This window comes from Arthrobacter sp. NA-172 (genome assembly GCF_043952055.1).
Taxonomy (GTDB): domain Bacteria; phylum Actinomycetota; class Actinomycetes; order Actinomycetales; family Micrococcaceae; genus Arthrobacter.
In genome coordinates this window covers 738,825-753,197 of record NZ_JBINOT010000003.1, presented here as the reverse complement: position 1 = coordinate 753,197, position 14,373 = coordinate 738,825, and the positions used below count along the sequence as shown (strand labels likewise).

Annotated in this window: 12 protein-coding genes and 2 pseudogenes; 1 reads left to right on the top strand and 13 read right to left on the bottom strand. The window is 62.3% G+C overall.

Annotated elements, in window-relative coordinates:
- Positions 1-14: 14 nt before the first annotated feature.
- The 7 genes from ACF0H6_RS17585 to ACF0H6_RS17555 form a co-directional block, all read right to left on the bottom strand.
- Positions 15-650 carry a hypothetical protein gene (locus tag ACF0H6_RS17585; RefSeq protein WP_395250784.1) on the bottom strand — a complete coding sequence of 212 codons (636 nt, stop codon included), beginning with the start codon at positions 648-650 and terminating at the stop codon, positions 15-17.
- Positions 643-1,965: an ISL3 family transposase gene (locus ACF0H6_RS17580; RefSeq protein ID WP_395250783.1), complete on the bottom strand. Its 1,323-nt coding sequence runs from the start codon at positions 1,963-1,965 to the stop codon at positions 643-645. The genes ACF0H6_RS17585 and ACF0H6_RS17580 overlap by 8 nt, the downstream gene beginning before the upstream one ends.
- A gap of 476 nt (positions 1,966-2,441) precedes the next feature.
- Positions 2,442-3,080: a DUF6318 family protein gene (locus ACF0H6_RS17575; protein WP_395250782.1), complete on the bottom strand. Its 639-nt coding sequence runs from the start codon at positions 3,078-3,080 to the stop codon at positions 2,442-2,444.
- A gap of 409 nt (positions 3,081-3,489) precedes the next feature.
- A complete protein-coding gene (locus ACF0H6_RS17570; protein ID WP_395250781.1) occupies positions 3,490-3,777 on the bottom strand; it encodes a hypothetical protein in 288 nt (95 codons plus the stop codon).
- Between the two features lie 2 nt (positions 3,778-3,779).
- Entirely contained in the window at positions 3,780-4,820 is a 1,041-nt protein-coding gene (locus ACF0H6_RS17565) for a glycosyltransferase (protein ID WP_395250780.1), read from the bottom strand.
- A 43-nt stretch (positions 4,821-4,863) separates the two neighbouring features.
- A protein-coding gene (locus ACF0H6_RS17560; protein WP_395250779.1) for an IS3 family transposase occupies positions 4,864-6,011 on the bottom strand; the annotation gives its coding sequence in 2 pieces (ribosomal slippage) (positions 4,864-5,738 and positions 5,738-6,011; 1,149 coding nt in all).
- A 61-nt stretch (positions 6,012-6,072) separates the two neighbouring features.
- Positions 6,073-6,450, bottom strand: coding sequence for a hypothetical protein (locus tag ACF0H6_RS17555; RefSeq protein WP_395250778.1), 378 nt, complete (start codon positions 6,448-6,450; stop codon positions 6,073-6,075).
- A gap of 153 nt (positions 6,451-6,603) precedes the next feature.
- Here ACF0H6_RS17555 and ACF0H6_RS17550 point away from each other — a divergent pair, with 153 nt between their 5' ends.
- Entirely contained in the window at positions 6,604-7,071 is a 468-nt protein-coding gene (locus tag ACF0H6_RS17550) for a very short patch repair endonuclease (protein WP_395250777.1), read from the top strand.
- Here the strand turns inward: ACF0H6_RS17550 and ACF0H6_RS17545 are convergent.
- The 6 genes and pseudogenes from ACF0H6_RS17545 to ACF0H6_RS17520 all read right to left on the bottom strand — a co-directional run bounded on the left by ACF0H6_RS17545 (position 7,013) and on the right by ACF0H6_RS17520 (position 14,338).
- Complete coding sequence (locus tag ACF0H6_RS17545) at positions 7,013-7,258, bottom strand: PLDc N-terminal domain-containing protein (RefSeq protein WP_395250776.1); 246 nt, start codon at positions 7,256-7,258, stop codon at positions 7,013-7,015. The two genes, ACF0H6_RS17550 and ACF0H6_RS17545, sit on opposite strands and share 59 nt — an antisense overlap.
- A gap of 103 nt (positions 7,259-7,361) precedes the next feature.
- A pseudogene (locus tag ACF0H6_RS17540) lies at positions 7,362-8,553 on the bottom strand (McrC family protein).
- A gap of 91 nt (positions 8,554-8,644) precedes the next feature.
- A pseudogene (locus tag ACF0H6_RS17535) lies at positions 8,645-10,878 on the bottom strand (McrB family protein).
- 143 nt (positions 10,879-11,021) lie between these two features.
- Entirely contained in the window at positions 11,022-12,944 is a 1,923-nt protein-coding gene (locus tag ACF0H6_RS17530; RefSeq protein ID WP_395250775.1) for a DUF5107 domain-containing protein, read from the bottom strand.
- 184 nt (positions 12,945-13,128) lie between these two features.
- Entirely contained in the window at positions 13,129-13,869 is a 741-nt protein-coding gene (locus ACF0H6_RS17525) for a copper homeostasis protein CutC (RefSeq protein ID WP_395250774.1), read from the bottom strand.
- Positions 13,870-13,921: 52 nt separating this feature from the next.
- Entirely contained in the window at positions 13,922-14,338 is a 417-nt protein-coding gene (locus tag ACF0H6_RS17520) for an acyl-CoA thioesterase (protein WP_395250773.1), read from the bottom strand.
- Positions 14,339-14,373: the final 35 nt, after the last annotated feature.

Sequence of the window (14,373 nt, the reverse complement as noted above, 5' to 3'; positions counted from 1 at the left end):
GGGCTGGCGCACCTCTAGGGAACCCCCGGGCAGCCCTCCCCTTTCGGATTCACGATGCAATTGTCCGCGTAGTTGCGCGTGATTGAGCGCCAGACGCTCACCGTTTGCGGTGGCGTCGCAAACTGGCCAGTGCCAGGAATCGGCAGGTTTGGACCGCCGTTGACGGAGTAAGTGCCCCGGAAGGTTGTGGTCACCGACAACTGAAAGTCACCGGTTTGTTGGTACACGTAGCTGGTTCTCGTCTTTTGACCCCACTCCGCCTGCGGTAGAGGTCCGCCAGCGAAGTAGGTCGGTCCGAAACTGCTGCCGTCCCCGTAGGTGTAGGTGTATTCAACTGGGGTAGCCACAATATGGACCTGCTGGCCGAGTAACGTCACATCGAATTGCTGCTCCACGGCGTCCGCGAAGATATTGGTTTCGGCGCCTTTGAGTGTGTGCGGGCTCGGCTGGGCGGTCAAATGTGCCGGTTTGATCGCAAGGTTGCGAAAGTCCGTCGCGATCCTTGCCGCAATCCTGGGCAAGAGGTCCTCAGGCTTTTGGTCATAGAGGCAGGACGGATCGGTGTTGTTCGCCTTCCAGTCAGTCCAAACGGGATTCGGAATTGCCTTCGGAGCGACCTTCCAGATAACCGGCCCTTCGCGTTTAAGCATGGTTGGCATGTTTGATCCGGTATGGGCGGTGGCCGCCGGCGGCGAGTAGGCATCGGAGTCTGTAGTTGGTGAAATTGCGGAAGCCGCGGGCGATGCGGCGGGTGGTTTCGATGACGCCGTTGATGGCTTCGGTGGGTCCATTGGATGCACCGCTGGTCTCGAAGTAGGCAAGGATGGCCTGTTTCCAGGCGCGCAGGGTCCGGCCGAGCCGTGCGACTTCCGGGATCGGGCAGGACGGGAACGATGAGATCACCTCGCTCACGAGCTCCCGTCCTCGCTCCGGCCGGGCGTGGTAGATGTTGCGGAGCTTCTGATAGCACTGCCAGGCCAAGGTGACTTCCTGGTCCGGGTCCCCGGCCGTGAGCTTGGCGTCCAGCCTGGCGGCTTGTTTGTCGGTGAGGTGTTCGGCGCCGATCTGCAGGGTCCGGCGGATCCCGTAGAGCGGATCGCCCTTTCGTCCGCGGTGTCCGAGCGTGTCCTGCTGGATGCGCCGGCGGACCTCATCGACCATGGCAGAACCGAGCTTGACGACGTGGAAAGCGTCCAGCACGGTGATGGCCTCGGGCAGTTCGTCGCGGATCGCGTTCGCGTAGCCGCGGAACGGGTCCAGCGCCGCAGTCTTGATTCCGGCGGTGAATTCATCGCCGCGTTCTTTGAGCCAGTCGGCGTAGGCCTTCCCGGACCGTCCCGGGACGAGGTCCAGGAGCCGGGCATGGACAATGCCTTTGGCATCGCGGGTGTGGTCCACGATGCCGGTGACCATGCCTGTCCCGGGCGGGCCGGTGTGGGACCAGACATGCTCGTCGACGCCGAGAGCATTCACGCCTCTCAACCGTTCCTCGGCTCCGATCCGGCGGGTCGCCTCGGCGCGGACCGCGTCCCAGACGGTGTGCCAGGACACTCCGAGCTGGTGGGCCAAGGCCGAGACCGAGGTATCGAAGCGGGCCAGCGCGTCGGTCGCCCAGGCAGCGGCCCGGGCGGTCAGTTTCGCCCGGGAACCTGCCAGCGTGTGGTCTTCGGTGAACGTGGTTCTCGGGCAGTCCGGGTCAGGGCACCGCCAGATGCGCTTGGCCCATAGCAACCGCACCGGCTGGCCGAAACAAGGAATGTCATGGAGCCGGACCTGCCGGCGGCCATGACCCACGGCAACGACGCCGCAGTCAGGGCATCCGGTCATTGTTTCGCCGGTTTCAACGCGCAGGACCAGACCGGTCCCGGTTGCAGTAACGGAGCGGACATGGATTCCCTCGACACCGAGCAGCGCGTCCGCGCGTGTGCACCAGCGACCGCAGGAACAGGACATAAAGTTATTCATGTCAGGGTCTCTTTTGGGTATTGGTTGCTTGGTCGCTACCAATTCAAAGAGGCCCTGACCTCTTTCCCGCCGCACCACGCCGCAACGGCTACACAAGCCCCGCTGCCACCAGCCTCAGACGGCTCTAACCATGCTCATCTGCGAAGAGCCAGATAACCGGAATTCCGGCACTCCCTCCAGGCTCACGGGGTGGGCATTGGATCTGGCCGGGAAGGCACTTTTTGGCCAAGGAATTGTCGTCCGCTTGGCATTGGGGATCTGCCTTGTACTGATTGGGATCTTCACTGACGTGGCCGGAAGGCGCTGGACAATTTCGCCGGATTGAGGGTCACGGGTGTATACAATCGGCTTGACTCCAGTACCTGTCCAGCCAACCTCTCCATTGTCAGCCGAGGCAATGGCTGGCTGAACATCCAGGCTGACAAATTGGAACAGTGCGACAGATAGTAGAACGATTCCGAGCCAGCTTCTCTCCTTCATTGCAGGGGGTTCAGCCCGTCAAGCCTCCAGGAATCGTCGACAAATCGGACGAAGGCGACGTTGCCGGTATTGGTCGCCTCGGTGGGTTGTCGATACTCAGTTCCGTCGGGGCCCCAGTAGTGAATCTTGCTCTGGATTACTTGGACAATTACAGGAATACTCTGGTCTGGTTGAGGCTTGAAAGTGGAAGATACCGAAGGTGTCGAAAAGACGCCCCCGCTAAGCCACCTGTCACGGGCATATGCCATTGGAACGACCCTCTTGACCCCCTCGCACATCTCACAGTTAACTCCTGTGATCTTGCCGAGTGGCCCAACGTTCCCTGTCTCATAGGCGTAACTCATCGCTCGAAACCAATGAGCTGTAAAAGCCTCCACCCCTTCCTTGCTGTTCGCTCTCGCGGCATCCGGCAGCACCGGAACCGGGACATTCTCCGCTTTCCCTTTGGCGTCTGCCGGCTTGTAGGCCGCCAGAGGAATCGGAGTGGCAGTGACAGCCGGACTCGCTGAAACGGCAGCCGACGCAGACTGTTCGACTTTCGGCTGACTGCTGCTTCCGCATGCAGTCAAAGCCAGCACGGCGACAAACGCAGGAATGATCAAAATGCGAATGGAATTGGAGGTACGTAAAGTCATGGTTTGCTATTCCCCGATAGTTTTCAAGACTGAGCGTTTCCAAAAGAGTAACGGAAACGGCGACGGAGCGTCGAAAGTTATCCACAGGCTCCGTCATCAGTTCACGCCGGGTCCAGCAAGAGCAACACGGACCAAAGGCCTCAACGACGGGACCGCGGCCGGGCCGCCCATCCGTCGTCGAGGCCTTTGGAGCCCATACTTTCCCTGTCGTCAGTACCAATTTCACCGACTTATCCGTCGACGGGACTCCCCCGCCGGGACATGACTCCGACACTACCGGGGTTAAGGAACCGCGAAGTCACCACGATGTTTCGTCGCGGTAACTTATGTCGGCGCCGTCAATTCGGTGCGCCCATATGGAACAAAGCCGGGCAGCTCCGACGGTTGCCCATCCAGGAATGACTTAGGGTCACGGCACTTGGCTCGACCCGCTGCCGCGTACCGTCCGAGTGTTGACGAAGTCCGTGGCCTCGTTAACGGCCGGAGCATCGGGATGGATGCTTCGGGTTTCCGCCCGTTGATTCCGTGTGCGGATCCAGTCGGTAGGGTGCAATTTCGGCAAGATTTTAGCGATGGCCAACGCGCCATACATCAAAGTATTGATCGCAACGAAGGTCGCCAAAATTGCGAACCACTCTGAATGCAGGATTTCTTCAGGAAACAGGATTCCAGTAGGAACTGAAGCAGAAATAGCCATAGTTACGCGGCCTTCGAGGATCCGCTGGCCTGTGAATGGTTGAGGTGTTTCCACTTGGCTTGGCGACCTAGGGAAATATCAATGATTCCCTTGACATAAATCACATTGAGGAACATATCGAAGAACAATTCCGGAAAGAGCGTAGCGGCCAAAACGCGTGCTCGCCAGCCACCCTTCCACGCCGTCATCACCCGCTCAATAGAGAAAACGATGCCAATTCCCAGCCAAAACGGAAACCAGACCCAGTTATCCAGAGACAACATCATCAAAAGAATGAGCAGGAGATAGGCGCTGAGGGCAATGACGCCATAGCCAATGCCGAACTGCTGGGCCCAGTACCGAAGAGTCTGCGGGGTGGCGCCGTAAGCACCGAGGTTTTCCAAAGCGCCCCGTTGCCAACGCAATCGCTGTGCCAACAAGGTGCGGAAATTGGGCATCAATTCGGTGACTACTGTGCACTGCATTGGGGAAATCATGAGACCACCGAGGGACTTCAAGGCAATCGTCAGCTCGTTGTCCTCAGTCAGCGATGCTGTGTCATAGACATCGCCGTGAATTCCGGGGATCGATTCACCACGACTCTCGGCGACCGTTCGCAAGGCGCGGGGACGGAAGATCGAAGCCGTACCAGTCAGCACAAATACACGACCACGTCGACGTCCGATTTCACGTGAATACCGGATATATTCGTTGCGCTGGAACTGGCCGATAATCCCATGACCCTCTTCCCCATAGAAAAGGCCACCAACAGCCATCAAGGCCCTATCGTTTGTCAGCCGAGAAACTGCAGTCTCCAGGAACCCATCGTCAAGGCTTGTATCGGCGTCCATCACCATGACGACGTCGTTGTCCCGTTGACCGGGGAGCAGCCACTTCAGCGCCTGGTTGAGGGCGCCGGCCTTCTTCTTCGTATTGTTGACCGACTCGAAAACCTCAACCCCGGCCTGCCGCGCAAGCGTGACAGTCGAATCAGTGCAGTTGTCCGCAACAACAATCACGCGTTCGGGCCGGTGAGACTGAGATAAAAGTGATGCGATGGTCAACGGGAGTGAGGCTTTGGTTGGGCCCCCGTTAGCAGTCCAGCGTCTATGCGATAGCTGATTGGTTTTCTTGCGTCCAGTTTTCCCAGTAGTGTTTTGGCGTCATGCCGTCCAGGGATCCGTGGGGCCGTTCATGATTGTAGATAGCTTTCCATTCCTCGGCCAAATACTTCGCTTCGGCCATGGTGTCCATGATTTCTCCGGAGAGTTGTTCCCTTCTGAATTGGGCGTTGAAGGATTCGATGAAGCCGTTCTGCCAGGGTGATCCCGGGTCGATGAAGGCCGTGTCGACGCCGGCGGTGTTGCACCACTCGATCAGTGCGGCGGCGGTGAACTCCGGCCCGTTGTCACACCTGAGGTAGGTCGGGACGGTGCCGGTTTCGGCGATGATGTTCTCGAGGACTGCGACCACGTCGGTGGCTTTGAAGGAGCGGCGCGGGATGATGGCCAGCGCGGTGCGGGTGTATTCGTCGATGACGTTGAAGAAGCGGATGTGCCGTCCGCAGGAGGTCACGTCGGACTGGAAGTCGAAGCTGACCACGTGCATCGGGTACTGGGCTGTGAGGCGCTTCTGTTCACCGGCGCCGGGCCCGGTGCGGCGCTTCTTCCTCGCCCTGGGTTTACAGACAAGGCCTTCGTCGCGCCAGAGCCGCCGCACCCGCTTCCTGTTCAGCGCCACGCCGTCCCACTCAGGCTGGGCCAGCAGGTGCCAGCGCGCTTTCCGCCAGCCCCAGGCGGGGTGCTGCCCGGCAACGGTGCGCAGGGCTGCCCGGAGCCGGGCTTCCTCAAATCCCATCTCGGGCTTCTTCTTGCGGAACGCAGACCGGTTTTGCCCCAGGACCGCGCACGCGAAGCGTTCGGACGCCCCGAACTTTTCCAGCGCCATGCGCACGGCACGGCGGCGGGGTTCGGGGCTCAGAATTTTCCCTTCGCCACCTCGTTGAGGATGTCGATGGCCAGTTCCTTCTCCGCCAGCAGGCGCTTGAGGCGGGCATTTTCCTTCTCCAGCTCCTTGGTCCGTTTGGACGCCTCGGCGTTCTTCTCGGACCCGTACTGGTTCAACCAGCGGTACCAGGTCGCCTCGGTGACCTGGAGCGCCTTGATGACCTCGACCATCGGGCGGCCGTCGTTGAGCATCTTCTGGCCCTGCCGGACCTTGGCGATGACCTGCTCAGGGGTGTGTCTGCGTGCCATGATTCGTGAATTTCCTCCTGTGTCCATTCTCGGACACGAAACTCACACAAACACTGGACTCCTACTCGGGGACCCAACCAGCTTCCTCGTTGTGCGCGGGGATCAGCACGGTCACGGTCACTGGGCCGGCAAACACGCCCCGTGTTTCGGCCATGACAATCTTCGGCGCCAAGGGTGTTTGGGGATTCGCGGAGCGGCGTGATCTGTTGGCGATACGTCGCTCCAACAGCGCCACCCCGACGGAGAGGAAAAGGGCAAAGGCGATGGCTGCAAGAATCACGCTAGGTTGCGGGGCTTCGGAGTCGTAGAGCACACTCCAAACGCCAAGGACGATTCCCTCAGCCCGCGACGCGACCGCCGAATTTCCGGTCGACGCAATAGCGAACCACAACAGAGCCGCCGCACCGCCGACAGTTACTGCGATAACAATGCCGACCATACGCTGAAACAAGCCTCGACCCATGCTCGAAATGCTAACAGTCGCATGAGGCGCGAAGAATTTGCCGTAACGCTGTTCCCCGCGGGCGCTCGCTCACTTACGGCCGCAAATGTGAGCGAGGATCGGAAGGTGAGGGCTGCGTAAACTGGGGATATGGGCGAGAGCCGCGATCTGCTGACGCCGGAGCAACGCAGCCTGAACATGTCCAAGATCCGGGGCAAGAACACCAAGCCCGAGCTCTTGGTCCGCCGGCTGCTGCATGCCAAGGGCTACCGGTATCGGCTTCATGGGCAGGCCGCCGGAGCGAAGCTGCCCGGCAGTCCCGATCTCGTGTTTGCCGGGCGACACAAGGTCATCTTCGTCAACGGATGCTTCTGGCACTTCCACGATTGCAAGGCTGGCCAGCACGCACCAACGGCCAACGCGGACTTCTGGGACGCCAAGCGAAACCGCACCCGGGAGCGCGACGCCCTACAGCGGGAACGGCTGAGAACCTCAGGTTGGGAGGTTCTCACCGTATGGGAATGCGAGCTGCGGGACCGTTCGGCTTTGGAGAATCAGCTTACGCAGTTCCTCGACGGCGGCCGAACAGGAAGTAGCTCAGCGGTCCAAAGAAGTTGATGAAACTCGCAGCACGCCACAGGACCTTGTTCCCCCGGATCTGGGCCTCGGGAGTTTTCGTGATGCTGCGTTGTGCAGCCACCAGCAGCGCTATTTGGCCCGCTCCCATCACCACCACGCCAACGCGCTGCCCAGGGGTCATGTCCTTCCAGGACTTCTTGTTCTTCTTGTTCTTCGTGCCGTGCATGATGCCTCCATCTGCGATGCCTTAACCTTAGGCTAGTCCGCCCGCATCGCCGACGGAACAGGCCCCTACGGAACGGGCCGGAACACGACCACCGGGAAACGCACTACAGCCGCGCCTGCCTCACCACTTCTCCCCAGCGACTGCTGCGCGAGATCCGTAACGGCGGCGAGGATCTCCGCCGGAGGCCGCGACAAATCCAACGGGTACTCCACAATGTCGATGTCCGTATTGAGAATCCTCCGCAACTTCATCTCGCCGGATCCCGCGTACACCAGCCAGGCCGTGGGCACTTGCAAGGCCGTGCAGTAGGCCAGCAGTTGGTAATGGTCCGCGTTCAGCGATGCTCCGGAATCGGTGGCTGCCTTGTATTTGGAGTCGTACACGACCACGGGCCTGCCGCCCAGGAAATGCACGGCGTCGGGGCGCACTGTGAGCCGGTCCGAATCCCGCACAGCTTCGTTGAGCGTGGCGCTGTATTGAAGCCTCATCTCACCCGGATGTGCCCGCATGGCCGCCCGCAAAGCCACACCCACGAATTCCTCAAACACAGTGGACATGTCCACTACAAAGGAGGCCGTCTGCTGCTTCCCCTCACCCGCTTCCGCAGAGGCATTCCGCAGGATGAGCTCGGCCAAGCGGAGGACGGGGTGGTAGCGGAGGTTCATCCGATTCGCTTGCCACCGCGGAAGGGGCGCGCCGGACTGCAGGCGCGTGACGGCGTCGAGCTTTCCTTTGAGCTGCCGCAAACGGCTGAGGAGGTTTTGCCGCACGCCCGGTACTTTGCCCATCCGCTCGAGTGCGGCACGCAGTATGCGATTCTCGGCAATGTCCTCGGTGAATTCGTCATAGGAGACTTCCAACGGGACCAGCATTCCGGGCCGGCGGGAGATCTGGTCCGAGATCCTGATGCGGCCCTTGACCGTCCGAAGGGACTCATCCACGGTGAGATAGCCCTGCAGCGGGCCGCGGCTGAGGGCCCGTTCCGCCAATTGGGCGAGGGACTCGGCCAGGGCGCTCCAGAGGTCTTTATGCTCGACGGCGGCCACGGAATCCTCGCGGAAGCCCTGATCCCCGGCGTAGCTGAGGAGGAACAGGAGCCGACTCAATCCAAGCCGGTCCTTGGGGCGTACCTCGAACTGGACGGTGGGCGTCCGCACGGAACCGACTTTGCCCACGGGCTCGATCCGGTAGATCCCCATCCCCATGGGCGAGGCCTTCGCGAGCCCGCTGGAATTGAGCAGCGCGGCGGTATCCGGATCGAGCTTGTCCACTATTCCACCGGAGAGCTCGTCCATGACGAGGTGCCGCACAGCCGGAGCCTTCGTTGAAGCGCGGACCGCAGGCTTTCCGATACCCGGAGCGCGGGACGGCCGCGGAGGCGCCGTCTTAGCGGACTGCAAGTCGACCCAACAACTGGTCCAGACCGAAGCGCTCCTCCAGCTGGGCCCGGTTCAGCTGACCGTGGTAGTGCTCTTCCAGAAGCGGCATGAGCTCGTATTTCCAGATCCGGCGAAGCCCGGAGGGGTTCTGAGCGGCGTTCTTCATGAAGTAGGAGGGACCGATCATCAGGTCCCGGTCCCAATCGTCGATCGAGTCGTTCAGGGCGTCGAGCAAGTCCGCGTTGAGCGTGTCCAGGCCGCGGGCCGTGAGGAACCGCCGGAGGGAACCGCGGATCGGTTCCACCTTGGGATGCAGTTCCACGAACGCGAAGCGACGGCGGATGGCCGCATCCATCATGGCAATGGAGCGGTCCGCCGTGTTCATGGTGCCGATGATGTAAAGGTTGTCCGGCAGGCTGAACGGTTCGTTGGGGCTGTACTGGAGGTAGATGCGGTCGTCGCGGTATTCCAGCAGGAAGTACAGCTCACCGAACACTTTCGCCAGATTGGCCCGGTTCATCTCGTCAATGATGAGGAAGTACGGCTTGTTGGAATTCCCAGGTTTAGCGGCTTCTTCGGCCAACCGACGCAACGGTCCGGCGACCAGTTTGAACGAAACCTGGCCGTCGTCGGTCTTGTCCGGCCGGTACCCCTCGAAGAAGTCCTCGTACGCGTAGGACGGGTGGAACTGCACCAGCTTGACGCGCTCGTCGGTGCTATCGCCAGCGAGTTCGGCCGCCAAGTGCTTGGCGAGGTAGGTCTTGCCTGTCCCCGGAGGGCCGTAGAGCACCAGTTGGCGGTTCTCTTCCAGGAGTTCGGCAATCTCCTTGAGCGGTTCGAGCTCCATGTGGAGAGACGCTGCGAACTCCTCCGTGAGGGGGCGGAACCCTTCAACCACGGGCTCGACGACGGCGTCCGGGGCGGCGGTTTCCTCGCCGTCGGACTCGGCTTCCGCAGGCAGCAGGGCTTGCAGCGACTGGATGACCTTCGTGACGTCCACGACGATCCCCGAAGTGGCGAGCTGGCGCTGGACGTGCCGCGGAGCCTCGGCAATCGGGTGGGTCTCGTCGAACCAACGCACTTTGCGGCGGAGCCGGCGGTTGTTCTCGTAGTGTTCCGGTTCGCCCAGGACCACGCCGATCCTGATGGCTCCGGAGCTCTGGACCAGCGCGAGGTCGCCCGGCTTCATCACGGTCAGGAACGCGAAAACAGCGGTCTTGGTATCCTCCCGCTCCACGTAGCCGAGGTGCTTGTAGTCCTCGTCCACGGCATGCTGGACCACTCCTGCGGTCACGCCAGGCGCAAGTTCGCGGAGGTGTTCGACGTCGAGCGTTGCTTTTTCCTCTTCCTGCCAGGCGGCGAGGAGTTCGGCGGAGTCCTGATGGGTGCGCAGCAGCCAGGCGCGCCGTCCGGGGTCGCCCACTTTGCGCCATTGGCTAACGAGTTGGCGACCGTACCAATCGATGCGTTGCCCTGCCTGTTCGTCAAGGTGCAATCGGATGCGGTGGATGTCCGCGGTGATGTCGTTTTCCGTCTCGCCGTGGGCGCCACCCACGAGGGAAGCGAACGCATCCCGGATTTCCCGGCGTTCCACGTCGGCGACCACGGGCTCGAAGTAGCTTGGCCACGCCAGATATTCGATGCTCCGCCTGATGGCCGGCTGGTCCTCCGGCGTTTCCGCGGCGAGCTCGTGGAACTTCAGCGGGTCCTTCAGTGCCTTGTTGATGCTTGCGTTCGACTGCCCGTCCACGTGTGCCACGAAACGGCAGAGCCATGTGAGGTGGTCCCAGATAGTCCAGTTGAACTCCGCCGTCCGATCACGGATGACGCCGTGATCCGTCATCCCCTGGTACAGCTCCTTCGGCAGCTTGGGTTCGGGATCGAGCAGGACGCGGCTTCGGCAACGCGGGCGCGCTTCACCTTGAGAGATTTGACCTCGTGCGCCAGCGGCAGCGACTGAAGGAACAAGAGCTCGACGGCGAGCAGCTTGGCCTCACGCGTTGCCCCTTCAAGGTTTTGGCGCAGATTGGTCATCATGGGCGCTTTGGAGTCTTCGACGCCGCGTTCCAGCCGTTCCAAAAGCTCGGAGGCGGCGTCCACCGTCCAGGTGCGGGTACCGGCGTCGAGCGCTGAACCCTTGCCTTGCAGGCCCGGGCCCAGCACGAACCACGCCGCATCTTCGATCTCCTTGGAGATACCGGGGGCACGGGTCAGCGGAGTCTTGGTGGAGGGAGTCACCATGCCAACTTACATGGTTTACCTTGGTGCTGGCATCAGCAAACTCGGCACCCCCGCCACATGCGTCCCGCCACTTTTGTTCTGCCACACGCGTCCCACAAGTTGCTTCCTGCCGCAGGCGCCCCGAGCCGGTGCACTACGGAAGTTCAGTGCATTGCGAAGCGGTAGCTGGCAGGCACAGGCTCCTCAGGGCAGACTTCCTGCCACAAGGCGGCGATCCCATCCTCACCCTCCCGGATGTCCGGTATTTCGACGCCGTCCCGCAGCGTCGCTGCCGCCTCCGGGCCCCTGCCGACCCCCGCGAGGGCAAGCGCCGTCAGGAAACGGACGCGTCCGACGTCGGACATTCCGGCAGGTGCCTCGCTCGCCAAGGCGAGTGCCTGGGCCCGGCTTCCGTGCCGGATGCTGAGGGTCATGGCTTCACTGAGAAGGGGGACGCTGGACGGGTCAAGTCGGCTTGCGACCGCGAGCTCACTCAGCCCTTCCTCGATGTTGTCCGTTGCGAGGAGGGCGAGGGCCCGGCCCCGGTGGGCGAGGACGGTGGAACGGTGCGAGAGGCCGTTCGATTCGAGGGCCGCACCGTACCCGACGACCGCACCGGCGAGGTCCTGGCGGGCGTGCTTCATCGTGGCCAAGTGGAACTGCGCTTCCGCTCCGCCATCCTTGGCCAGCAATTCTTCCCAATCGGCTCCAGCCACGAAGGTCTCCGCGCCCAGGAATCTCGCCCCATCCAGCAGGCTGTGCCAAGGGCCTGTTTCCTCGATCGCGTCAGGAGTTGCATCATCGGAGAAGGGGGTGCCGGCCTCGTCCAGCCACCCGCTGCCTGAGCGCCGCCGTCGGGCGCTCTCCAAAGCACCCCAACCACTGCCTCGCAGCAACATTTCGTCCGGTAGCAGCGCGTAGTTCCTCGTGGCTTCGTTGAGGGCGTCTTCCAACTCGGCATCCGGGACCAGGTCTTCGAGCCGGGAGCTGGCGTGGGCCACGGCCGCATCCCAATCCTGGCCGTGCGAGGTCGCAGGATCCAGCTTCGCATTCCCATAGGCCTCTACCCAACTCCATTCGGCGCCGGCGGGCATGACTAGGTGCTCGAACTGGGTCTGCGCCAGCCCGGCCTGGATTTCCGCGTACGGCCCGGCGCCCGGGCTGAGCCATTCCTGCCAGCGCTTGCCGCCGTCGCCCTGACCCCACACGAACAACTTCTTTCCACGCAGGAGGCTCGTGGACAGCATGGCGAGGCCGTCGCCGTCGTGATCTACCGCCGCAATCCAGTGCCGGTGTCCGGGCTGGATATCGAAGAAGAAGTCCGCCGCGTGCGGGCTGTTGACGAGCCAAGTCGCATCCATCCCCTGGTGCTCGGTGGGCCGGACGCGGGCGATATCCGTGGTGTAGTCGCTGCCGAAAGCCTCCGTGGCGGGAGCGATCACGCGCGACTCCGCCGTTTCGGGGACGGCTGCGTTGCTCCACCAGTACATGGGGACGTCGTGGTCATGCGGGTTGCGGATACGGACCGCGGTGAGGAGCACGTCGGAGTCCTCCGGAAGCCACATGTCCACTTGGAAGACCACTCCGCGGAGGCGCTCGAACTCCCACATCCGCAGGACGTCATGGCCTTCGGGCGTCTTGATAATAGCGGTGTGGAGGGGATCGCACGAGGTGGGCGAGTGCCCCCGGGTGCCGATGTTCCATTCGAGACCCCCGGCGAACCAGGCCTTGCGCAGCGCGATGTTGGCGAACTGCAGCGTCCCGTGGGTGTGGAGGAGGTGCTTGCCCGAGGCTTTGTCGAAGAGTTCCCAGAGCCTGCCGCCCAGGGTCGGGAGGACGACGGCCCGCAGTTTGCTGTTCTCCAGGACGACGGCGGGCACTTCGTGTGCGGTCCGCTCGCGTGAGTAGCCGTCCTGCATCAGGTACGGGAACATGTTGGGCACTTGGCCGTAGCGGGCGGCGGCCTGCAATTCCTCCGGAACGCCTTCGCCGATCCTGTACGGCTGGTCCAGCTCCGCCATGACCACCGGCAAGGGGCTGTTGGGACCCAGTTCGGCCATGTTCAGGGTGATGGTGGAAAAGGACACATTTTGCACTTTTATGACTCCTGTAAGCCTTTTTCGATCGCAATGTTTCACCCATCCTCGACCCCACGACGCCCCCGTGTAAAGGGATCCACCCAACTAACTCGCACTAGATGTCGTTATGAAGGCTGGGAGCCGGTGGGGACTTTGCGAGGCGAGGGTGGCGGTGGGGATCAGTTGGGGAGGGTCAGCGGGTGGCGGCGCGGGCTGCCCTGACCAAGTCGCGGTCGGTGACCATGTACGCCGTCGGGTCGTGGGGACCGGGCGCATTGACGGAACTGGCGCCGTTTATCCATGTAGACACGGTCTTCTTCGCTGACAAGTGGACCGCGCTAAGCCCTGCCGCGTGCAGGGCTGGGATGTCGTCCAGGGCGAGTCCGCCGCCTGCCATGACTTCAAGCCGCCCCGCCGCCCGCTGGACCATGCGCTCAAGGGTCGCGATCCCTTCGCTAACGGCGGCAGCACCGCCGGAACTGAGCACCCGCGTAAATCCAAGTTCCACGAGTTGCCCGACGGCGGCCGTTGGGTCCGGCGTCTGGTCGATGGCCCGGTGAAATGTCAGTTGGGCGTTGGGGTTGGTCTCCAATGCCGTGTCGGCAAGCTTCCGCGTGCCTTGGATGTCGATTTGGCCAGCGGCAGTCAGCACACCGATCACCACTCCGTGGGCTCCCTGGGTGAGCAGGAACCGGATCTCGCGGCCCATGGTGTCCAAATCCGCGCCCGAGTACAGGAAATCGCCCGGCCGGCAACGGATGAGCGGGTGGATCTCCAGCCGTCCGGCCGCGGCCTCTTGGGCTGCCTCCATCAGCCCTTGGCTAGGGGTCAGTCCTCCGAGCTCCAAGGCGCTGCAAAGTTCAATCCGCTCCGCGCCTTCTTCGGCGGCAACGGCAGCGCCCTGGGCACCAACGGCGACGATCTCGAGTTTCATGGGGAAACTCTACGGCCACCGGGGTGCACAGGGCGCTGCTGTAACGCTTCGCTCAGGCCCGATAGGGCTCCAGCTGCTGCTTCTGCTCGGGAGTGAGCCTGCGGACACGGCCGGTGGACTCATCGACGAACGCTAGATGGGTACTTGCGTTGACACAGTCCTGACCGGTCACGGGATCCTTGATGACGTAGTGAAGGTCAAAACTTGCCCCCTTCACGGCGCCGACCCAGATCTCAACAACCGCCGGAATGTTCCGGTATTCCAGGGTCCGGACGTACCGGACCTTATGCTCCACCACAAGGGTCATGACTCCGTCTTCAACAGAGTCGAAGACGGACACCGGCGGCTCCACTCCGGGGAGTCCGGCACCACGCGGCGGACCGAAGGCCGCGATGCGGGCCTCTTCGAGCATGCGCACGATCTGGACGTTGTTGATGTGTCCGTACGCGTCCATGTCTCCCCAACGCATCGGGACTAGCACCTTGATGCGCTGGCCGGGGGTCT

Coding starts and splice junctions, on each gene's coding strand:
- ACF0H6_RS17585 (WP_395250784.1), bottom strand. CDS start 650: ATGCTTAAACGCGAAGGGCCGGTTATCTGGAAGGTCGCTCCGAAGGCA.
- ACF0H6_RS17580 (WP_395250783.1), bottom strand. CDS start 1,965: ATGAATAACTTTATGTCCTGTTCCTGCGGTCGCTGGTGCACACGCGCG.
- ACF0H6_RS17575 (WP_395250782.1), bottom strand. CDS start 3,080: ATGACTTTACGTACCTCCAATTCCATTCGCATTTTGATCATTCCTGCG.
- ACF0H6_RS17570 (WP_395250781.1), bottom strand. CDS start 3,777: ATGGCTATTTCTGCTTCAGTTCCTACTGGAATCCTGTTTCCTGAAGAA.
- ACF0H6_RS17555 (WP_395250778.1), bottom strand. CDS start 6,450: ATGGTCGGCATTGTTATCGCAGTAACTGTCGGCGGTGCGGCGGCTCTG.
- ACF0H6_RS17550 (WP_395250777.1), top strand. CDS start 6,604: ATGGGCGAGAGCCGCGATCTGCTGACGCCGGAGCAACGCAGCCTGAAC.
- ACF0H6_RS17545 (WP_395250776.1), bottom strand. CDS start 7,258: ATGCACGGCACGAAGAACAAGAAGAACAAGAAGTCCTGGAAGGACATG.
- ACF0H6_RS17525 (WP_395250774.1), bottom strand. CDS start 13,869: ATGAAACTCGAGATCGTCGCCGTTGGTGCCCAGGGCGCTGCCGTTGCC.
- ACF0H6_RS17520 (WP_395250773.1), bottom strand. CDS start 14,338: ATGCGTTGGGGAGACATGGACGCGTACGGACACATCAACAACGTCCAG.